Below are 20,343 nucleotides of genomic sequence, written 5' to 3' on the forward strand. Positions count from 1 at the left end.
CGCTCAGTTAAAACTTGAGGAAGGTCAATGGTGCGCAGGGTCAGCGCGCTTTGGGGTACTCTGGTCCGCTCCTGCTGCAGCGTTTTTTCGAGGAGCGACATTCATGGCAACCGATTGTCCCGAAGCACCCGGCGAGCCCGACGGTGACACGCTGATCGTGGCGCTGCACCGCGAGGAACTGCAGGTGGGAACGCGGGTCGTCGATACCGGCCGCGGCGTGCGCATCCACAAAACCGTCAGCGAACATCCCCATCACATTGACGAAACCCTGCTGTATGACGAGCTCGACGTCAGGCATGTGATCGTCGACAAGATCGTGCCCCTGTCCCAGGCGCCGTCCGCGCGCCAGGAAGGCGACACGCTGATCGTGCCGGTGGTCGAAGAAGTGCTGGTGACCGAACGGCGCCTGCGCATCAAGGAAGAAGTGCACATCACGCGCATCCAGCGCTCCCGCACGCAATCGGGGACCGTCATGCTGCGCGCGGAAGACGTGGTCGTCGAACGGTTCGACGAAGGCCCTCACAAGGAAGCGAATTCAACAATACGGAGGTAGTCATCATGGAACACACACTGGTAGCGGTATTCGATCATCGCAGCGATGCCCAGCAGGCGCTCGACGACCTGGTCGGGTCGGGTTTTTCACGCCAAAACGTGCGCTTGAGCGATGGTGTCCCGGGCGACCCGGGCCGCGCGGCCGATGCCGGCGAGGACGAATCACTCGGATCGAGCATCAAGCATTTTTTCACCGACCTGTTCGGCGGTGAACGCAGCGAACATGCGCGCATGTATTCCGATGCCGTTGCGCGCGGTCACTATGTGCTGACCGTCACCGCCCCGAACGAGCCCGAGGTGGAACGCGCGGCCGATATTGTCGAGCGCTATGGACCGGTCGACATCGACGAGGAATCGAGCCAGTGGCAGGGCGGCATGCAGGGCGGCGACGCCATGCGCGGGCAGGCGATGTCGCAGCAGTCGACGTTCGGCTCGTCCCAGGGCGGCCTTGGCAGCGCCCAGGGCTCGGCCATGGCGGACTCGCAGCAGCGCGCGGCCGACACCACGGCCATTCCCGTGATCCAGGAAGAAATCAAGGTCGGCAAGCGCGAGGTGCAGCGCGGCGGGGTGCGCATCTACCAGCGCATCGTGGAAACGCCGGTGAGCGAAAGCATCGGCCTGCGCGAGGAGCACATCAACGTGGAGCGGCGCGCGGTGGACAAGTTGGTTGACCCGGCCGACATTGCCGCCTTCCAGGAAAACACGATCGAACTGCGCGAAACGGCGGAAGAAGCGGTGGTCGAGAAGTCGGCGCGCATGGTGGAAGAAGTCATCGTCGGCAAGGAAGTGACGCAGCGCAGGGAGCAGATCAACGATACCGTGCGCCATACGGAGGTGGACATCGAACAGATCGCGCCCGACGACGACGCCTACTTCCGTGGCCACTGGACCAGCACTTTCGCGCGCGAGGGCGGCAGCTACGACGACTACGCGCCGGCCTACCGCTACGGCACCAGCATGGCGGGGAGCGAAATTTATCGCGGGCGTCCGTGGGAAGAAATCGAGCCCGGGCTGCGCACCGATTGGGAGGCGCGCAATCCCGGGTCGACCTGGGAAAAGATGAAGGCGGCGATCAGGCATGGCTGGGAGCGCATGACTTCCTGATCTCGCTGCGACGCGCCAGGCCGCGCCCCTCTCTGGACGCGGCCTGGCGTACGCCTGAGTGCAGCTTTACTCGGCGAATACCGCGCTGGCCGGGGTGATTTTCACTGCCTCGGGCTTGATGTTGAGCTTCATGCTGCCGATGACCTTGTCTTCGTCGAGCAAGCTCTGCGGCTTGTTGCCGTCGTACTTGATCGTCGACACCGCGTCGGTCACCAGTTTTTCCTTGAGGCCGGCCGCATCCTTGGTGATGAACACGAGCGACAGGTTCTTGGTCGACAGGTGCTTCCTGATCGCGGCGTTGAGGTCGGCCAGGGTCAGCTTGCTCAAGCCATCGCGCATCATTTTGGTGAACTCAGGCGTGCCGTACCACTGGGAATCGAGCGCGTAACCGAGGTACTGGTCTTGCGTGGCCGTCATCACGAACACGTTCTTCATCAGATAGCCGCGCGTGATCTCGAACTGTTGCTCGGTCAAGCCCTGCTGGATCACCTTGTCGAGTTCGGTCAAGGCGATGCGCAGCGCAAGGTGGGCGTTTTCCGGTGCGACCGGGCGAATCCAGACCTCGAACAGCTGGCCCTTGCGGCCGACGTTCGGGTTCGGGAAGAACTGGAACATGCCGCGTGGGAAAGCCTCGATGTAGGTGTAGTCGCCGTAGTTCATGCCGCGCAGCTCGCGGATGCGCTGGTACAGGTAGGCGTTCGAGGCGCGGTGTTCGCCCAGGAAGGTCTTGGCCAGCCACAGCGCCGGGAAGTCCGGATGGCCGCGGCGCACCTCGATCGGCAAGCCGAACGAGAGGGCGGTCGCGCGCGTGTTCTTTTCGATGATCTCCACTTCCAGGCCGTTCGGCATGCGGGCGACCGGCGCGGTGGTGACCGCCAAACCGGCACCGGCCGGCAGCTTGGCCAGCGCCTGCTTGAGCGCAGCCGTCATGTCGTCGGATACGTCACCGGAAATGCCGACCCGGACCGCACCCTGGGTGTAGGCTTTTTTGTAGAAGTCCTTGACGTCGTCCAGGGTGATCGCGTCGATGCCCTTGGCCGTGCCAAGCACCGGATGAGCATACGGCGTGCCGGCGAAGACGTTGGTCTGCAGGCGTTCCTTGCCCAGCTCTTCTTCGTTATTGTCTTTCAGGTCGACCAGCAGGGCATTCTTGAGCGAATCCTTGAGACGGCGGAAATCTTCTTCGCGAAAGCCCGGGGAAACCAGCTGCGGCATGGCCACCCTCAGGTACTGCTTCCAGTTATCCTTGTGGATCGAGCCGGTGAAGGTGGTCATTTCCTTGTCGGTCTGTTCGGTGAACGAGCCGGCCAGCGGGAACAGGGCCTTGGTCACTTCGTCGGTCTTGCGCTCGCTCGAACCGGCCGAGGCGACCATCATCGCGGTCAGCGCCGCCAGGCCTTCCTTGCCTTTTGGATCGTGCGCCGAACCGGCGGCGAACAGCAGCTTGAAGCGGATTTGCGGCAGCGCCGATTTTTGCACCAGCACGTCGACTTTGGCTTGCGGGGCAGGCGCCGCCAGGCTCGCCAGCGAGGGCAGGGTGGCCATCGATTCCGGCAGCGCCTGGTTGGACAGGGTGGTGACGATCATGCCGTCGTCGACCAGGTACTTGCGGGCGGCGGCCAGCAGGTCGGCCGGGGTCAGGCTGTCGGTGAGGCGGTAGAACTGGTTGAGCGTGCCGTAGGAACGGTTGTAATGCACGTAGGACGCCAGCGTGCCGGCGATCTGTTCGGTGTTGTCGAGCGAGCGGATCAGGCCGTATTTCTGGGCCGATTTGGCGTCCGCCAGGGCTTGGTCTGTGACCGCCACGTTGCGCAGTTGCGCGACAGTTTGCAGGATCTGGTCGCGTACGTATACGGCATCGTCTGGCTTCTTGACGCGGGCGATGATGGTGGCCAGGTTGGCGTCGACCCGGCCCGGCGTGTAGTCGCTGAACTGGTCGACCTTCTGTTCATCCTGCATCAGGCGCTTGTAGAGCGGCGAGGTGCGGCCGAACGAGAGCGACAGCAGCATCGACAGCGCGGCATGGTCTTTCGCGGTGGTCGAAAACGCCGGCGCGCGGAAGCCGACCGTCACCAGCGGCGGCGTCTGCGTCGGCCAGGGCACATGCTTGTAGAGTGCGCCGCGCGCTGCCGGCTCCACCGGCACTTCGCTCTTGTAGGTCCCTTTTTGCCATTTGCTCCAGTATTTCTCGACCAGGGCGATGGCTTTTTGCGGATCGACGTCGCCGGCGATGATCACCGTGGTGCGTTCCGGGCGATACCAGCGGTCGAAGAACACTTTCGAGTACGCGTACTGGTTCGGCATGTCCTCGATGTCCTTGATGAAGCCCATCGTGGTGTGCTTGTAGGTGTGCGTGGTGTAGGCTGTGTCGCGCTGCGCCTCGAACATCTTAGAGATCGGGTTGGCGCTGTTCTTGTTGTATTCGCCCAGCACGGCGCGCGATTCGGTCTTGAACGCGTCTTCGCCGTACGACAAATTCTGGAAGCGGTCGGCCTCGACCTTGAGGATGGTTTCCAGGTCGTCCTTGGCGAAGGTGGTGTAGTAATTGGTCAGGTCGTCGCTGGTGTAGGCATTCTGGCGCGCGCCTGATTTGGTGATGACGTCCTGGTACTTTTCAGGCGGATAGGCTTTGGTGCCCCGGAACATCATGTGCTCGAAAAAGTGCGCGAAGCCCGACTTGCCCGGCTCGATCTCGTTGCGCGAACCGGTCTGCACCGGAATCTGTACCGACACCAGGTTGGGAAAGCCGGTCGGGACGACGATGATCTTCAAGCCGTTGGCGAGGGTTTTTTCGGTGGCCTTGAACGGCAGCACATCGGCTTTGCCGCCTGCGCTGGCGGGCGCCGCCGGGCCGGCTGCCACGGCGTTCATGGCGAACGCGGGCAGGGCGAGCAGGGTAATCGGAATGAGTTTCGACACGTTGTCTCCTGAGGCTGAAAATGGTAGCCGCAGGATAAAAGAATCGGGCAAGAAAGGACAGAAGAAATTTGTGCATACGTGGAGCGTCCACGACATCCCGAAAAAATAGTCGGTTCAGGCGTTCCGCCAGTCCGCGCCAGCCGGCATTTTCCCTCGGCGTGCCGGCTGAGCCGCCGAACATTGTCCCCGGCTTGATGTGGTCCCGGTCCAGCCGCAGCGGACGGCGCGGCGGCGCACTGTAAAATGCTTGCAGGATACTCAATAGTTCATCGGATACGATGCCTTAATTTCACCCTGGCGGACACACGCTGTTTGCCCACACTACTCTTTTATGACCCCATCCTGGCAACATTTATCCCGTATTTCAGCATGTTCCTTCGCGCTGCTCGTATCCATGCAGTCGGCGTATGCAGGGTGCTCTGCAACCAAGCGTACGCGGCCGACGAATGTTGTCGTCGACGAGGTACAAGCGATTTTCGAGAAAAAGGACTATAAAAAACTGGACGCCTTGTACGCCAGTTATCTGGAAGAAAAGTCGATGACTGCCGACAGCATCGCCACGCTGCAGGCGTTTTTCGATGGCATTGGGCAGTCCTTCAATACCTGCGGCTCGGAGCCCGTAACGGAGGACACCGCACGCGCCCAGGAGGATTCCTTGCGCGCCTGGCGCAAGGCGTCGCCCAGGTCGCCAGCGCCCAAGCTGGCGTTGGCATTCTTCACCGTCAAATATGCCTGGCTTGCGCGCGGAGCAGGTTACGCGCCGACAGTCAGCCCGGCGCAGTGGAAATTGTTCAAGCTCCGGATGGCATCGGCCAAGGCGCAGCTCGATACCCTCGCTGCGACCAACAAGACCAATCCGGCCTGGTATGCCGCCATGCTGGAAGTTGGCGTGGCGCAGGCAGAGACGGCGCAAAAGTTCGATGCACTGTATGAGAAGGGCGTCGCGATCGCCCCCTACTATATGGATCTGCATTATCAGGCGGCGCGCTACCACACCGAACGGTGGCATGGATCCAAGGAGGAGTTCAACGACGTCGTTGAGCGCGCGGTCGAACTGACCAAGGAACGGCTCGGACAAACCATGTACGCGCGCATGCACTGGTCGCACTCGCAATCGTCGGACATGTTCACGTCCGGCGCCGTCAGCTGGCCCCGGATGAAGACCGGCTTCGAGGATATCCTGACCACGTTCGATGAAAAGCGCGCGAGAAACTATCTAGGCACCTTTGCTTGCATCGCCAAGGATGCGAGCTATCTCAAGAAGCAGCTGGACGTGCTGGGCGCCGACGTCGATCCGGCGTTCTGGGGAAGCAAGCGCAACTACGCCTATTGCATGGCGCTGGCCAAACACAGCGACACCGGCAGGCTGCCGCGCTGCGTCGAGTATAAACAATCCGGTGACGTGGAGTGCGATTGACCGTGGTCCGCCGCGCCATCATGGCTTAGCGCAGCCATCCCGCTTCGTCAGGCCGCGCCGCGGGCCTGGCCGCGCAACCATGCCAATGCCGAGTCGACATGCGGCTCGTGCAGACGGCCCGCACTTCGGACCAGATGATAGGTATGACCGGGTATGCTCGGGCCGAACGGCTGCGCCAGGCGCCCGGCCGCGATCTCGGACGCCACCAGCTCAAGGCTCAGAAGTGCAATTCCCTGACCGGCCAATGCCGCCTGGATCGCATGGTCTTCGTCCGAAAAAAGAAGCCGGCCGTGATGTGCCTTCCACGGTAGGCCGGTAGCCGCAAACCAGTTCTTCCAGGTAGGGTTGAGCGGATGGTCGTGGGTCCACTTGAAATCGATCAGCGGGACCCGCTCCAGATCCGCCAGTCCTAATGCTCCGAGCTGGGGGCTGGACACCGGTGCGAAACTGTCGGCGAACAGCGGCTCCGCCACCATGCCGGGATACGGCCCGCGCCCGTAGCGGATCGCTATGTCGGCCACGTCAGACTCGAGGTCGACTGCCTGATCGGATGCGTACAGCTTCAGATCGATTTCCGGATGCAATTTTTGAAAGTCCGCCACCCGGGGTGCCAGCCAGCGCGCCATGAACGCATTGGTCGCCGAGATGATGACCCGGCGCCGTGCCTGGGCCGTTCCCAGGCACTGCAGGACCGTCTCGAACGCATTGAAACCGTCGCGCAGCACCGGATACAGTTCCGCCCCGGCGTCGGTCAGGACCACTTTGCGCACCTGCCGCTCGAACAGCGTCAGCCCGGTGTATTGCTCGAGAGAGCGAATCTGATGGCTGATCGCCGTCGGCGTGACGGCAAGTTCGTTGGCGGCCTGCTTGAAGCTGCCGTGGCGGGCTGCCGCTTCAAACGCGCGTAGTGCCGAGAGTGGTGGGAGTCGCCGCATTGTGCACACAGATGAAAATAATTCACCTTATGCCTGACAAATGAGAGTTTGTCAACATAACGGCGCACGCCTATCTTCTCCCTGCGGCACCGACAGCGCCGACACCCATTCACTACCCATACAGAAGGAGCAAATCATGCTCGAACGAATTATTACCCAGCCGGACAATTACGAACCCTTCCTGCTTTCGCAAGCGATCAAATTCGGCGATCTGCTGTTCGTCTCCGGTCAAGCGGGCGCCGGCGACGATGGCAAGATTGTCGAAGGCGGTTTCCGTGCCCAGGGCGAGCAGGCGTTCGCCAACCTCCGGCGCGCGCTCGAGGCCGGCGGCTCTGGCCTCGACGCCGTTATCAAGGTCACGATCTTCGTGACTGACATGGGCAACTTCAAGGAGGTGGTGGAACTGCGCCGGAAGTTCTTTGCGGCGCCGTATCCGGCCGATACGATTGCCGAAATCAAGGCCCTGTACGATCCCGCTGCCATGATCGAAATCGAGGCCATTGCCGCAGTCCGTCCGAAATCAGGGAGCTGAGATGAGTACTGATACGCATGGCGCCCGCCAGCACGACGGCCTGTTCGAAGCGCTGGCGATCGGCCGCATGGCACTTCGAAATCGCCTGGCGGTAGCGCCCATGACGCGCGTGAGCGCAACCGACAGCGGCTGCGCGACGGGGCGCATGGCACGCTACTACGGTGCCTTCGCCGAGGGCGGCTTCGGGTTGGTCATCACCGAGGGAATCTATACCGACAAGGCGTATTCGCAAGGCTACTGGAACCAGCCCGGACTGTCGGACGACGTCCAGCGCGATGCCTGGGCGACGGTGACGGATGCGGTCCATACTGGCGGGGCGCGCGTGGTTGCGCAGCTGATGCACGCCGGCGCGCTCTCGCAGGGGAACCCTTACCGCGATGGCACGGTGGGCCCGTCCGCGGTGCGGCCAAAAGGACAACAGATGACGTTCTACCGGGGCCAGGGCGACTATCCGGTGCCACGCGCGATGAGCGACGCCGAGATCTCGGAAGCGATCGATGGCTTTGCCGACGCGGCGCTCCGGGCCAAACAGGCAGGCTTCGACGGCGTCGAAATCCATGGGGCGAACGGCTATCTGCTCGATCAATTCCTCACCGAAGGGACGAACCTGCGCGGCGACCGCCATGGCGGCGATGTCGAGCGCCGCCTGCGCCTGATTGTCGAGGTCGCGCGGGCCGTGCGCACGGCGCTTGGCCCTGAATTCACGGTCGGTCTGCGCATATCCCAGGGGAAGGTCAACGATTTCACGCACAAGTGGCGCGATGGGGAAAGCGAGGCGGCGCTCATCTTCAAGGCGCTGGCAACGCTGCCGATCGACTACGTCCACACGACCGAGTTTGAAGCATGGAAGAGTGCATTCGGCCAGGGCGCCAGCCTGGCTGCACTGGCAAGACGGCATGCGGGCATACCCGTGATCGCCAATGGATCGCTGAACGATCCCGAACGCGCGGCCAGCCTGATCGGAAGCGGCCAAGCCGATGTCGTGTCGCTCGGACGTGGCGCGCTGACTCATCCGGACTGGCCCGCGCGCGTGCTGCGCGGCGCCCCACTCGATGAATTCGACCGCGAGATCCTGTCCCCCATCGCGGACCTCGCGAATGCGGAGCGCCGCCAGGTCCAGACTACCCACGCCTTGCTTTAATGCCTTAAGCGGTCTGGCTTGGTCCGATTCGGGGCCCGGCGGGGATGCGCAGCGCCGCAGGCGTCAACACGAGGCTGGCCGCGCAGTGCTCGACGCCGTCAGGACGCGTTCATGGCCGTGTGGGTGCCGGGCCGGGCGGTGGCCGCTGCGTCCGGCTCGGTTGCCGGCAAGCTGATCCGGTTGCGGCCCATGTGCTTGGCGCGATACAGGGCGGCGTCGGCCGTGGCCACCAGCTGGCAGGCCGTGGTGTCGCACGAGGCGAGGGCGGTGGCCGCACCAATGCTCACCGTGACGTGTTCGTTGGCGCCGCGCCCATTGGGCACCTTGAGCTGCTCGACCCGGCGACGGATGCGCTCGGCAACGATAGCCGCACCCTTGAGCGACTGGTTCGGCAGGATCACGGCAAACTCTTCGCCGCCGTAGCGCGCCACCAGGTCGTTGGCCCGCATTTCGCTGGCCACGGCGCTGGCGATGCGCTTGAGGCATTCGTCGCCGCCCAGGTGGCCGTTGGCGTCGTTGTAGGCCTTGAAATTGTCGACATCGACCATCAGCAGCGACAGCGGCTGCTGCTGGCGCAGCGCGCGCGCCCACTCGGCGGCCAGGGTGTTGTCGAAGCAGCGGCGGTTGGCCAGGCCGGTCAAGCCGTCGAGCGTGGCCAGTTGTTCCAGTGCGACCTGGGCCGCCTTTTCGTCGGTAATGTCGCGCAGGGTCTGCACCACCGCTTCGAGCTTGCCGTTATCGTCCAGGATCGGGATCGCATCGGTCGCCAGGTAGCGCCGCTCGCCGCCGCGCGGCATGTCGCACCAGCTTTCGGCCCCCAGCTGGCCGGCCGCGTGGGTGCTTTTGGCGGCGTGCGGATACAGCGAATCGAGTTCGTCGCCGCGGTTCTCTACCACCAGGTCGGCCAAGGTCGGGCGCGCTTCCCGGTAAAAACTCTGCCAGTGATTCTGGGTGCCCAGCACTTCCTCGGCTTGCACCCCGGTCAGGCGCTCGCAGGCGCGGTTCCAGATGATCACCCGGCGGTTGGTGTCCAGCACAAAAGCGGGCACGGCCAGCATTTCCATGAGCTTGTAGGCAAAGGCGCGTTCCTGGTCCGGGACGCCCTGCGGCGTTGCGCTCTGGAGTTTCATCTTGCTCATCATGTGCCGCCCCTTTAGATGTATCCTGAAGGCAAAATATTGACTGCCGACAAGACTTAATTTTGCCTCTGGCGGACAGCTATTCTATTGATAAAGCACAAGGGTGCGTGCGATCGTGCTTTAGTGTGCGGCAATTGCAACCGTCAAGGGGATCGATACCGACAGCACGGTGCCGTTGCCGGGCAGGCTATCGATGGCGAAGCAGCCACCGATGGCGCGCACCCGTTCGCGCATGCCGGGCAGCCCGCAGCCGCGCCCGTTGCCAGCCGCCACCATGCCGACGCCGTTGTCTTCCACCCGCAGGGTCAGCATGTCGCCGAAGCGGTGCAGCTTGACGTTCACTTCGGTGGCATGGGCATGGCGCGCCACGTTCGACAGCGCTTCCTGCACGATGCGGTACAGCATGGCGTCGCGCTCGGCATCGGGGGGAGCGTCCAGCGCCGTCGGATCAGCCGTGAAGGCGTGGCGGATGCCGTGCATGCGGGTAAATTCGCTCAGTTGCCACTCCATCGCGCTCTGGAAACCCGCTTCCAGCACCACCGGGCGCAGGTCGTAGATGATGGCGCGCAGCGACTTGATGGTGTTGTCGAGGTTGCCGATCATGCAGTCGACCTTCTGGGTAATCAGCGGATGGGCGCCGGTGGTGCTCACGTGCAGCAGTTGCAGGTCGATCTTGAGCGCCAGCAGATTCTGGCCGAGGTCGTCGTGGATGTCGCGCGAGATCCGTTGGCGCTCGCTTTCGCGGATGGTCTCCTGCTGCTTGGTCAACTGGCACAGCGACAGATGGGTGTTGGCCAGTGCCAGTTCGGCCACGTCACGCGCATGGCGTTCGATGGACAGCTGCGCTTCCTTGTCGGAAAGCTGGTCGTCCAGGCGCAGGTGGCGTTGCAGCAAGGCGTAAAAGCCCCAGCCGATGAGCAGCATCCAGAGCAGGGCGAGTATGGCGGTGGGCGTAATATGCATGAGAACCTTCCGAGGAATCTGGCAAGACTTATCTGACAAAACCAAGCTGACTCCGATCAAGTTACTCCGCGTCATCTTCACGGATATTGTCTCTAATCAACTCTGTTTCATTTGGGAATTTGTCTGTCGTAAAGGCATCATTTTTTGTGGTTTACGGTTGGTCCACGCGACCTTGCTATAATGGAGGGTTGACGATTAGGACAATCAAGTGACTTACAGCATTAAAGAGATTTTCTACACCCTGCAGGGAGAGGGCGCGCACGCGGGGCGTCCGGCCGTGTTTTGCCGTTTTTCCGGCTGCAACCTGTGGACCGGGCGTGAAAGCGACCGCGCCAGCGCCGTGTGCACCTTCTGCGATACCGATTTCGTCGGTACCGACGGCGAACGCGGCGGCAAATTCGCCACCGGCGCCGCCCTGGCCGCGCTGATCGACAGCCTGTGGCCCGCCTCCTATCCGCATAGTAAATATGTGGTCTTTACCGGCGGCGAGCCGCTGCTGCAGCTCGACGCGCCCCTGATCGATGCGATGCACGCGGTCGGCTTCGAGATCGCCATCGAAACCAATGGCACCTTGCCGGTGCCGCCCGGAGTCGACTGGATCTGCGTCAGCCCCAAGATGGGCTCGAAACTGGTGGTGGAGAAGGGTAACGAGCTCAAGGTCGTCATTCCCCAGCTCAATCAGGACCTGGGCGCCTACGAGGGGCTCGATTTCGAGAACTTTTTCGTGCAGCCGATGGACGGCCCGCTCGGCGAACACAACACCCGTCTCGCCATCGAGACCTGCAAGCGCCATCCCAAGTGGAAGCTGAGCTTGCAAACCCATAAACTTTTACAGATACCTTAAAGCACTTCATGCTCACCATCACACGCAAGCTCGAATTCGATGCAGGGCACCGCATTCCCGACCACAAAAGCCAGTGCCGCAACCTGCACGGGCACCGCTACACGCTCGAAATCACGCTCACCGGCGCGGTCATCCATGCCGAAGGCAACTCCGACAACGGCATGATCATGGATTTTTCCGACATCAAGGCGCTGGCCAAGGAACATCTGGTCGACGTGTGGGACCATGCCTTCCTGGTCTACGAAAAGGACGACAAGGTGCGCGAGTTCCTCGCGTCGCTGCCGGGCCACAAGACCGTGGTGATCGACCGCATTCCAACCGTCGAAAACCTGGCCCAGATCGCCTTCGACATCCTCAAGGCCGCCTACACCGACCGCTTCGGCACGGGCTTGCACCTGCACAAGCTGGTGCTGCACGAAACCCCGAACTGCTGGGCAGAGATTACCGATGCCTGATCCAGCCTTCATGCAACTGGCGCTGGAACAGGCGCAACATGCATGGAGCCTGGGCGAAGTGCCGGTCGGCGCGGTGGTGGTCAAGGATGGTGAAGTGATTTCCACCGGCTTTAACCAGCCGATCGGCCGCCACGATCCGACCGCGCACGCGGAAATCGTCGCGCTGCGCGCCGCCGCGGAGAAGCTGGGCAACTACCGCTTGCCCGGATGCGAGCTGTACGTCACGCTCGAACCGTGCGTGATGTGTTCGGGCGCAATGATGCACGCCCGCCTGGCGCGCGTGGTATTCGGCGCGCCCGACCCGAAGACCGGCGCCTGCGGTTCGGTGCTCAATCTGTTCGAGCAGGAGCAGCTGAACCACCATACCGAACTGGTCGGCGGTGTGATGGCGCTGGAAGCGAGCACCATGCTGCGTGCATTTTTCGCCGAACGGCGCCAGGCCGCGCAGGCTGCGCGCCAGGCGGCCCAGGCGACCGCAAGCGCACAGGACATTCCAACGCCGTAGCGTCTGCGCAAGCGGACGCCGCCGCTTTGCCGCACGCGGGCGTCGTGCTGACGCACCGTATGCCAGCCGCGCCGCAAAAATGGTATGCTGGTTCGCGCTGAATCAAATGCCGCGGCATCGTTTCGCCGCTGGCGGGGCGGCACGCATTGCGCGTGCCACGCGACCTTCTCTATCACCAGCCGGCACCCTGAGCATGCCTATTCTTACCGCCAACGGAATCCGGATCGCTTACGAAACAGCAGGCGACCCCAAGGACACGCCGCTGCTGCTGATCATGGGCCTGGGCATGCAGCTGACCGCCTGGCCCGACGACTTCGTCGACGGCCTGGTCGAGCTCGGGTTCTACGTGATCCGTTTCGATAACCGCGACAGCGGCCTGTCCACCAAATTCGACCACGCCGGCACGCCCAGCCTGCCACTGGCCTGGCTCAAGAAACTGGTGCGCTGGCCGCTGCGCAGCGCCTACACCCTGGCCGACATGGCGGACGACGCGCTCGGCGTGCTCAGCGCCCTCGGTGTGGCGCGCGCGCACGTGGTGGGCGCCTCGATGGGTGGCATGATCGCGCAAATCCTGGCGGCGCGCCATCCCGAGCGCGTCATCAGCCTGACCTCCATCATGTCCGACAGCGGCCGCCGCGGCTTGCCCGGGCCGACCAGGGAAGCGCGCGCGGTGCTGATGCGCCCGGCGCGCAATGCGCGCGATCTCGATAGCCTGGTCACGCACATGGTCCATACGATGCGCGTGATCGGCAGCCCGGCCTATCCCACCCCCGAGCGGCTACTGCGCGAGCGCATCGCGCGTTCGATCAAGCGCAATGTCTGCCCCGGCGGCGTGGCGCGCCAGCTGGTGGCCATCGCGGCCACGGGCGACCGCAGCGAACTGCTCAAGTCGATCCGCGTCCGTACGCTGGTCATTCACGGCGCGGCCGATCCGCTGGTGCCGCTGGCCGGCGGCCAGGACACCGCGCGCCTGATTCCCGGCGCGCGCCTCGACGTCATCGAGGGCATGGGCCACGACCTGCCGCCACAATTGATCGAACGGCTGATCGCCTTGATCGATGCGCACGCGCACGGTAAGATGAGTCCCGACTCCACAGCGCGGCTTTTTGAAAAACAGTGAACTCACAACCCATCGGCATCGCCATCGTTGCGCCGAGCGGCTACGGCAGCGACAACGCGGCCATTGAACGCGGCATCGCCGCCCTCGTCGCGCAGGGCCACACGGTCCACAACTACTTCGAGGCCGACAAGGTGTTCCAGCGCTTCGGCGGCACCGACGCGGCGCGCCTGGCGCAATTGAATGCCGCGGCGAGCGACCCGCAAGTGCAGGTGGTGATGGCGCTGCGCGGCCAGTACGGGCTCACGCGCCTGCTGCCCGAGATCGATTTCGCGCGCATGGCCGACAGCGGCAAGATCTTCGTCGGCTACAGCGACTTCACCGCCTTTCACATGGGCCTCATGGCAAAGACCGGCGCGCAGAGCTACGCCGGGCCGATGTTCTACAGCGACTTCGGCGCCGCCGAGCCGGTGGCCTTCACGCAGGACGACTTCTGGCGCTGCCTGCGCGGGCCGCGCCACGTGATTCGCGCCTGCGTCACCGGCAACCCGGAAGCGGAGGTGGAAGGCACGATCTGGGGCGGCAACCTGGCCATGCTCATCTCGCTGCTGGGTACCGACTGGTTTGCGCGCATCGACGACGGCATTCTGTTCGTCGAAGACATCAACGAGCATCCCTACCGCGTCGAGCGCATGCTGCTGCAACTGCTGCAGGCTGGCGTGCTGGGGCGCCAGAAGGCGCTGGTGCTGGGCGATTTTTCCGGCTTCCGCCTTTCGCCCGCCGATAACGGCTACGATTTTTGCGCCATGCTGGCCTACCTGCGCGCCACGCTGCCGATTCCCGTGCTCACCGGGCTGCCGTTCGGGCACACGGCGCACCGCGCCACGATTCCGTTCGGCGCGCACGCGCAGCTTTGCTCCGACGAGGCGGGCTTCACGCTGACCATGAGCGGCTACCCGACCGTTGCCCATGGCTGAAGCCTTGGGGGCAGGCGACTACTACCGGGCTACGTCGCCGGGCGAGCCCTATGCGCCGCTCACTGGCAAGCATGACGCGGCCGTATGCATCGTCGGCGCCGGCTTCGCGGGGCTGGCGACCGCCATCGGCTTGATGGAACGCGGTGTGCGCGACATCGTGCTGCTCGATGCGCAGCGCGTCGGTCATGGCGCGTCGGGGCGCAACGGCGGCTTTGTGTTCGGCGGTTTTTCGCAGGGCGAACGCAGCCTCGCCGCCAGCGCCGGCGTGGCGGAGGCGCGCGCGCTGTATCACATGACCCTGGCCGCGGTGGAGCGCATCCGCCAGCGCATCGCCCAATACGGCATCGACTGCGACGCCAGGGAAGACGGCGTGTACCTCGCCAACTGGTTCGACGATGCGCGCCTGCTCGACGAGCAGCAGCGCTTCATGAGCGAGAGCATGGGCGTCGAGTGGCAGCGCCTCTCGCGCGCGCAACTGGCCGACAAGCTCGATTCGGCGCGCTACTTCGGCGGCCTGTTCGAGCCGGCCGCGTTTCATTTTCATCCGCTGAAATACGCGCAGGGCCTGGCCCGCGTGCTGGCGCAGAACGGCGTGCGCGTGCATGAAGAGAGCAGGGTAGGGACGATTGTCGCCGACGGCGAAGGCTGGCGCGTCACAACGGCCGCCGGTACCGTCGGCGCGCGCGAGGTGGTGGTCTGCTGCGGCGGCTACATCGACAAGCTGCTTCCGAAGCTGTCGCGCGCGGTACTGCCGATTGCCACCTATGTAATGGTGACGGAGCCGCTGGGCGAGCGCCTGCACACGGCCATGCGCACCGGTGCGGCGGTCTACGACACGCGGTTCGCGTTCGACTACTATCGGCCGCTGCCCGATACGCGCCTGCTGTGGGGCGGCCGCATCGCGGTGCGCGAGCGCAGCGGCGCCGATGTGGCGCGCCTGCTGCATCAGGATATGCTCAAGGTCTACCCGCAACTGGCGGGCGTGCGCGTCGAGCATGCGTGGAGCGGCATGATGAGTTACGCGCGCCACAAGATGCCGCAGATCGGTCGCTTGCCGGACGGGCTGTGGTACGGCATGGGATTCGGCGGCCACGGCGTGGCGCCGACCACGCTGGCGGGCGAGGTCATCGCCGGCGCGATCGCCGGCGATGGCGCAGCGCTGGCGCGCTTTTCCGACTGGGGCTTGCCGTTCGCGGGCGGGCCGGCGGGGCTGGCTGCCGCGCAGCTGACGTACTGGTATTACGAGCTGCGGGACTGGATGCGGCAATGAAGGCTGTGCGCTCGATGCGCATCGATACGCTGCGCGGGATTGCCGTCTTCGGTATTTTGCTGATCAACGTCTGGGGCTTCACATTCGGCAGCAGCCTGTCGCGTTACGGCATTCTGGGCGAGCACCCGGCGCTGGCCGACAAGCTGATCGTGTTCCTGATTGCCGCCTTCGCGGAACAGAAGTTCTATCCCATTTTCGCCTTCCTGTTCGGCGCCGGCTTCGCGCTGCAGACGGGCGGGCGCCGCGCCCCCGGTCCACAGCTCGATAACATCAAAATGACTTACCTGCGCCGCACGACCTGGCTGCTGGGATGCGGCCTGCTGCATGGCACCCTGCTGTGGTTCGGCGATATTTTGACCGTGTATGCGGTCTGCAGTTTCTGGCTCGTGACGCAGGCGGGACGCAGGCTGGGCGATATCGTCCGTGCGCTGCGCTGGGTGGTCGCGCTCAATGTGGCGGCGTTGCTGTTCACGGCATCTTTCACCCACGAGCTGATGGCGATGACGCCGGACGTCATCGCCTGGGCCGTGGGCGAGAGCGCGCGCGCCCATGCCGTGTACACCCAGGGAACGCCGATGGCGATTGCGCAGGAACGGCTGGTCGATTTCTGGAACAACCTGGTTAGTGCGCTGTTTTTCCTGCCCAAGGTGGCGCTGCTGTTCCTCATGGGTGTCGTCAGCGTGCGCCTGGGCTGGCTCACGCGTCCGCAGCGCCACCGCGCACTGTGGCGCAAGGTGCTGCTGGCGGCGCTGTGGGGCGGCATGCCGGTCAACCTGCTATGGGGCTGGGCCGCGCTGCGCGATGCGATCAATCCCATGGCCGGCGCGCCGTTGGCGGCGTTGGTGTCGATGCTGGTCGAAGTCGCCGGCCCGCTGCTGGCGGCCGGCTACGTTGCCGCGCTCATGTGCGCTTCGGAGCGGGTGGTGGCGACCCTGGCGCGGTGCTTCGCCGCAGTTGGGCGCATGGCGCTGACCAACTACCTGACGCAGTCGGTCGTGTGCGGGTTCCTGCTGCAAGGGGCGGGACTTGGCCTCGGCGCGGTGCTCTCGCACGGAGCGCTGGTCGGCGTATGCGCGCTGATCATGATCGGGCAGGTTCTGCTAAGCCGCTGGTGGATGCGGCGCCATGCCCAGGGGCCTGTCGAGGCGCTGTGGCGCCGTTTTACGGCGGGTGCCCGCCAATAGAGGGCTCGGGGTCAGACAAGGCTCATATGGCCGGCGAGGATTTGCCACCGGCCGCCATCGTCGGGCGCGCGCCAGGTGCGGCTGCAGCGCAGGTCGAGATTGAAAGGCGACTCGCCAAAACTGCCCACGAGGTTCATCCGCGCCGATATGACGCCAAGGCGCCCGTCCGCCACCACCTGCCGCTCGGCCGCCGTAATCGCGGTGAACTTGAGCAGGCCGGAACGGTGCATGTCGAGATCCTGCTCCTTGCCGATCACCTGGCCCATGTGGGTGGTAAACAGCAGGGCGGGTGAAATGAGGCGGTCGAGCGCCTCCACGTCGGCCGCGAGCATGGCGAGGCGCAGTTGTTCTTCCAGCGCGATGATGTGCTCTTGCGCTTCCTTGTTGTGCATGGTGTCCCCGGATAAAAAAGCCAGGCTTGACGCCTGGCGTGGTCGGTATTTCAGAACTGGTAGCGGAATCCCGTCGAGATAACCGTGACCTTGGTTTTAGTCAGGCGCATCGCCTCCGCGTTGATCGACAAGTTTGGATTGAACCTGAAACTCACGCCGGCGCCGATACTCGGATCGGTTTCGTTATAATCGCTGTCGCGCGCGGAAAAGGCTCGCATTTTAGTGCGGCCGATGCCCGCGCGGCCGGTCAGGCTGAAACGTCCGCCCAGGGGAATGGCGCCCGTGACGGCGACGCCATAATGGTCCTCCGGGTAATACTCGTTCGTCCGGTAGGCGCTAAACGGGTTGTCGATGAAGCTGAGCGTGGTATTGAACACTTCCATGCCCAGATAGGTGTTGAACTGATAGCCGGCGCGCAGTCCGAACGACAACTCGTCGCGCTTGAACCGGTTGTTCGACGAGGAAGCCTGGCCGATATGGGAGCTTGCATACGCACCGGCGCCGTCCGGAGCTGCCGAAGCGGGCGTGGAGAAGCTGGCGGCCAAGGCCACGAGGGCGCCGCTGAATAGTAATCGCATAATTTATCCTGATAGGTTGGTGCGATAGCCGGACGAGTAATTGGCTATTGCTATCGAGAATTATAGCCGGATTGATGGCGACATTGTCAATTCTGCCATTAATGCAACATAATATGGGAAAATAAACGGTTTGCTGTCTGTTTGCCGGGTTCGTGTATGCATGAACTGGCGCTCTCGAACATTAAAAATCAGGACATCCGGGCAGCCGCTACCCGATTATCGCGGCACGTGAAGGATCATATGAAGAAAATCGTCTCGCTGTTTCAACGCAACTACGATGGTGACCGCCAGGTGCGTGACGAGGTCGTGCCCGGCGCCGAGTGGGTCGCCGCTGGCGAAGGCATGGCAACGCGCAAATGGGATGGCATGGCCGTCATGGTCGCCAACGGCGCCGTCTTCAAACGCTACGACGCGAAAGCGGGCCGCACGCCACCCGCCGATTTCATGCCCGCGCAACCGGCAGCGGATGAGGCGACCGGCCATTGGCCGGGCTGGGTTCCGGCGGTGGGACCGGACTCGGCGCGCATTATCGAAGGGGTGGAGTGGGGCGTGCGTACGCTGTTCGGCGGCGGCCCGGTTCCTGACGGCACGTATGAAGTGTGCGGGCCGAAAATCGGCACGCGCCACGGCGCCAATCCCGAGGGCTTGACGGAACATATTCTGGTCCCGCATGGCAAGGACCAATTGCCGGACTGCCCGCGCACCTTCAACGCCTTGCGCGAGTATCTGACCGAGCATGTCATCGAAGGTATTGTCTGGCATCACCCTGATGGGCGAATGGCGAAGATCAAGGCGAGCGATTTCGGTATCAAGCGCGCACAGTCGGCAGGGTGAATCCCAGCCAGGCTGCAAGCATCAGCTGATCGGGTTTCAGGTACAAGCGCGGCGCTGGATGGTCGAACGTACGTTTGCATGGCTTATGCGCGACCGCAGTCCGGTCACCAGCGCCTGTGGAAACACAGGCTAGAAACTGTGGCGCATGCCGATATTAAAAGCCCGGTCACCGCTGCCAGCCTCGGTGGCATTGCCAACTGTGTAAAAACCGGTGGTGCCGGGGAGCGCATCGTTTTCAATGCGCGCATAGGCAATATAAACGTCGCTGCGCTTCGAGATGAAGTAGTTGTAAGCCAGACCCAGCTGTTTGGAGTCACGGTCGGTCCGACGGTCTTGCTTGATGATGGATGAAGCCCGGATATTCCCCGCCCCTACCGGCACGGTCAGTCCCAGAATCGTATCGTGCGATTTCGCAGCCGGATTCGGGTCAACCCTGGTATTGACATTCACGGTTCCTTTATTAGTAGCGAAGCCGAGGGAAATTTTTACAACCTTAAAGTCATACGCCCCGCCAATTAAGGTTGTTTTTCCTGTAGTGAGCGCTGTGGCCACGGGAATGCTGTTGACGCTGGCGTGGGCGAGCCGCAGACTGAACGGACCGCGTACGTAGCCAAACGCTGCGCCGAGCTGCCTTCCCGCGTCCGAATTGCCCGCAATTTCGCCTAGTCCATAGGCAAGCTCCCCAGTAAAGCCGTTCAGCGTCGGCGAAACGTACTTGACCGTGTTGTTCATCCGAATGCCCGCGTTGGACATCAGATTGGCGGCAGATCCGGCAGTGCTAAATGCTTGAAAGGGATCGATTGCCGAGAGGGTAAGAAATAGGGGGGTGTATTGGCGGCCCAAGGTCAGGGCGCCTGCCTTGCTGTTCAACCCGACAAAAGCCTGGCGGCCGAAGGCCAAGCCGCCCTGCGCGCTGGTGCCAGAGTCGAGATTGATACCCATTTCAAGCGTAAATACCGCCGCCAGCCCGCCGCCCAGATCTTCGGTGCCGCGGAACCCGATTCGGGATCCACCTTCCACCCCGCCCACCATCTTGGTAACGCTGCCGGCAGGACCGCCCGATTCCTTGACGATGCCAGCGTCAGCCACGCCATACACGGTGACACTGCTTTGCGCCATGGCAACGTTGCAAAAAATTCCGCACACGGCGAAGACATACTTGTTCATGGTATTTCCTTGCAAATAGGTTGGATATTTACTGGCGCCGTTGTCCAGGTCTCGGCGACTTCTTCAGACAACGTCATGCCACGAGTGTACGGCGGCCGGGAACGATGGCCTGAAGAGCTTCATTGCGAAACGATAAGGCCGGTGCCGCCTGGCGCGCCACGCATCTATCGGATTCGCCCGGCTTATGCACCAGCAGCACTATCCGGTCCGCAATGTGACGACTATTTATAGATGCCGCTGGCGATAAGAACGTCACCAGACTTTTCAAGATAGGTGGATTTCTTATCCACCTTTTTCGTCACGGGGTTAGGCCAGCTGTAATCGATCCATCCCTTTCCTTTGGTCTTCGCCAATTTAATAAAATCCTTGACCATGGTA

Annotated in this window: 21 protein-coding genes; 13 read left to right on the plus strand and 8 right to left on the minus strand. The window is 63.2% G+C overall.

Annotated elements, in window-relative coordinates; genetic code table 11:
• The first annotated feature begins 103 nt into the window (after window positions 1-103).
• Together RBA40_RS23915 and RBA40_RS23920 are read left to right on the plus strand one after the other, a co-directional pair.
• On the plus strand, window positions 104-553 hold the full coding sequence (locus tag RBA40_RS23915; RefSeq protein ID WP_306650539.1) for a YsnF/AvaK domain-containing protein: 450 nt from the start codon (window positions 104-106) through the stop codon (window positions 551-553).
• A gap of 5 nt (window positions 554-558) precedes the next feature.
• Complete coding sequence (locus RBA40_RS23920) at window positions 559-1,656, plus strand: YsnF/AvaK domain-containing protein (protein ID WP_306650540.1); 1,098 nt, start codon at window positions 559-561, stop codon at window positions 1,654-1,656.
• Between the two features lie 66 nt (window positions 1,657-1,722).
• On the opposite strand, the gene RBA40_RS23925 is transcribed toward RBA40_RS23920, so the two are convergent.
• Complete coding sequence (locus tag RBA40_RS23925; protein WP_306650542.1) at window positions 1,723-4,575, minus strand: M16 family metallopeptidase; 2,853 nt, start codon at window positions 4,573-4,575, stop codon at window positions 1,723-1,725.
• Between the two features lie 394 nt (window positions 4,576-4,969).
• Between RBA40_RS23925 and RBA40_RS23930 the strand changes: the two genes are divergently transcribed.
• Window positions 4,970-5,992, plus strand: coding sequence for a DUF4034 domain-containing protein (locus tag RBA40_RS23930; protein WP_306650543.1), 1,023 nt, complete (start codon window positions 4,970-4,972; stop codon window positions 5,990-5,992).
• Window positions 5,993-6,039: 47 nt separating this feature from the next.
• On the opposite strand, the gene RBA40_RS23935 is transcribed toward RBA40_RS23930, so the two are convergent.
• Window positions 6,040-6,927, minus strand: a complete 888-nt coding sequence (locus RBA40_RS23935; RefSeq protein ID WP_306650545.1) for a LysR substrate-binding domain-containing protein — start codon at window positions 6,925-6,927, stop codon at window positions 6,040-6,042.
• A 136-nt stretch (window positions 6,928-7,063) separates the two neighbouring features.
• Between RBA40_RS23935 and RBA40_RS23940 the strand changes: the two genes are divergently transcribed.
• Both RBA40_RS23940 and RBA40_RS23945 read left to right on the plus strand, forming a co-directional pair.
• A complete protein-coding gene (locus RBA40_RS23940) occupies window positions 7,064-7,459 on the plus strand; it encodes a RidA family protein (RefSeq protein WP_306650547.1) in 396 nt (131 codons plus the stop codon).
• Window position 7,460: 1 nt separating this feature from the next.
• Complete coding sequence (locus RBA40_RS23945) at window positions 7,461-8,600, plus strand: oxidoreductase (RefSeq protein WP_306650548.1); 1,140 nt, start codon at window positions 7,461-7,463, stop codon at window positions 8,598-8,600.
• A gap of 98 nt (window positions 8,601-8,698) precedes the next feature.
• Here the strand turns inward: RBA40_RS23945 and RBA40_RS23950 are convergent, their stop codons facing one another.
• Window positions 8,699-9,739: a sensor domain-containing diguanylate cyclase gene (locus RBA40_RS23950; protein ID WP_306650573.1), complete on the minus strand. Its 1,041-nt coding sequence runs from the start codon at window positions 9,737-9,739 to the stop codon at window positions 8,699-8,701.
• Window positions 9,740-9,859: 120 nt separating this feature from the next.
• Entirely contained in the window at window positions 9,860-10,702 is an 843-nt protein-coding gene (locus tag RBA40_RS23955; RefSeq protein ID WP_306650550.1) for a sensor histidine kinase, read from the minus strand.
• 208 nt (window positions 10,703-10,910) lie between these two features.
• Between RBA40_RS23955 and queE the strand changes: the two genes are divergently transcribed.
• From queE to RBA40_RS23990, 7 genes are all read left to right on the plus strand, one after another.
• Complete coding sequence (gene queE, locus RBA40_RS23960; protein ID WP_306650552.1) at window positions 10,911-11,546, plus strand: 7-carboxy-7-deazaguanine synthase; 636 nt, start codon at window positions 10,911-10,913, stop codon at window positions 11,544-11,546.
• An 8-nt stretch (window positions 11,547-11,554) separates the two neighbouring features.
• On the plus strand, window positions 11,555-12,001 hold the full coding sequence (queD, locus tag RBA40_RS23965; protein WP_099878933.1) for a 6-carboxytetrahydropterin synthase QueD: 447 nt from the start codon (window positions 11,555-11,557) through the stop codon (window positions 11,999-12,001).
• Complete coding sequence (tadA, locus tag RBA40_RS23970) at window positions 11,994-12,506, plus strand: tRNA adenosine(34) deaminase TadA (RefSeq protein WP_306650553.1); 513 nt, start codon at window positions 11,994-11,996, stop codon at window positions 12,504-12,506. Before queD ends, tadA begins: the two co-directional genes overlap by 8 nt.
• A 193-nt stretch (window positions 12,507-12,699) precedes the next feature.
• Complete coding sequence (locus RBA40_RS23975; RefSeq protein WP_306650554.1) at window positions 12,700-13,626, plus strand: alpha/beta fold hydrolase; 927 nt, start codon at window positions 12,700-12,702, stop codon at window positions 13,624-13,626.
• Window positions 13,623-14,540, plus strand: a complete 918-nt coding sequence (gene ldcA / locus RBA40_RS23980; RefSeq protein WP_306650556.1) for a muramoyltetrapeptide carboxypeptidase — start codon at window positions 13,623-13,625, stop codon at window positions 14,538-14,540. The genes RBA40_RS23975 and ldcA overlap by 4 nt, the downstream gene beginning before the upstream one ends.
• Window positions 14,533-15,810: an NAD(P)/FAD-dependent oxidoreductase gene (locus tag RBA40_RS23985; protein ID WP_306650558.1), complete on the plus strand. Its 1,278-nt coding sequence runs from the start codon at window positions 14,533-14,535 to the stop codon at window positions 15,808-15,810. The genes ldcA and RBA40_RS23985 overlap by 8 nt, the downstream gene beginning before the upstream one ends.
• Window positions 15,807-16,994, plus strand: coding sequence for a DUF418 domain-containing protein (locus RBA40_RS23990; RefSeq protein ID WP_306650560.1), 1,188 nt, complete (start codon window positions 15,807-15,809; stop codon window positions 16,992-16,994). The genes RBA40_RS23985 and RBA40_RS23990 overlap by 4 nt, the downstream gene beginning before the upstream one ends.
• Window positions 16,995-17,005: 11 nt before the next feature.
• Here RBA40_RS23990 and RBA40_RS23995 read toward each other — a convergent pair whose 3' ends face one another.
• Window positions 17,006-17,386 carry a nuclear transport factor 2 family protein gene (locus RBA40_RS23995; RefSeq protein WP_306650562.1) on the minus strand — a complete coding sequence of 127 codons (381 nt, stop codon included), beginning with the start codon at window positions 17,384-17,386 and terminating at the stop codon, window positions 17,006-17,008.
• 50 nt (window positions 17,387-17,436) lie between these two features.
• Complete coding sequence (locus tag RBA40_RS24000; RefSeq protein ID WP_306650563.1) at window positions 17,437-17,964, minus strand: porin family protein; 528 nt, start codon at window positions 17,962-17,964, stop codon at window positions 17,437-17,439.
• 156 nt (window positions 17,965-18,120) lie between these two features.
• Here RBA40_RS24000 and RBA40_RS24005 point away from each other — a divergent pair, with 156 nt between their 5' ends.
• Window positions 18,121-18,798: an RNA ligase 1 family protein gene (locus RBA40_RS24005; protein ID WP_306650565.1), complete on the plus strand. Its 678-nt coding sequence runs from the start codon at window positions 18,121-18,123 to the stop codon at window positions 18,796-18,798.
• A gap of 129 nt (window positions 18,799-18,927) precedes the next feature.
• Here the strand turns inward: RBA40_RS24005 and RBA40_RS24010 are convergent, their stop codons facing one another.
• Window positions 18,928-19,965, minus strand: a complete 1,038-nt coding sequence (locus RBA40_RS24010) for a porin (RefSeq protein WP_306650566.1) — start codon at window positions 19,963-19,965, stop codon at window positions 18,928-18,930.
• Between the two features lie 221 nt (window positions 19,966-20,186).
• A complete protein-coding gene (locus RBA40_RS33595) occupies window positions 20,187-20,339 on the minus strand; it encodes a cache domain-containing protein (RefSeq protein ID WP_374710541.1) in 153 nt (50 codons plus the stop codon).
• Between the last annotated feature and the right edge of the window lie 4 nt (window positions 20,340-20,343).

Source organism: Massilia pseudoviolaceinigra, from assembly GCF_030846505.1.
In the GTDB taxonomy this organism is placed as follows: domain Bacteria; phylum Pseudomonadota; class Gammaproteobacteria; order Burkholderiales; family Burkholderiaceae_D; genus Telluria_A; species Telluria_A violaceinigra.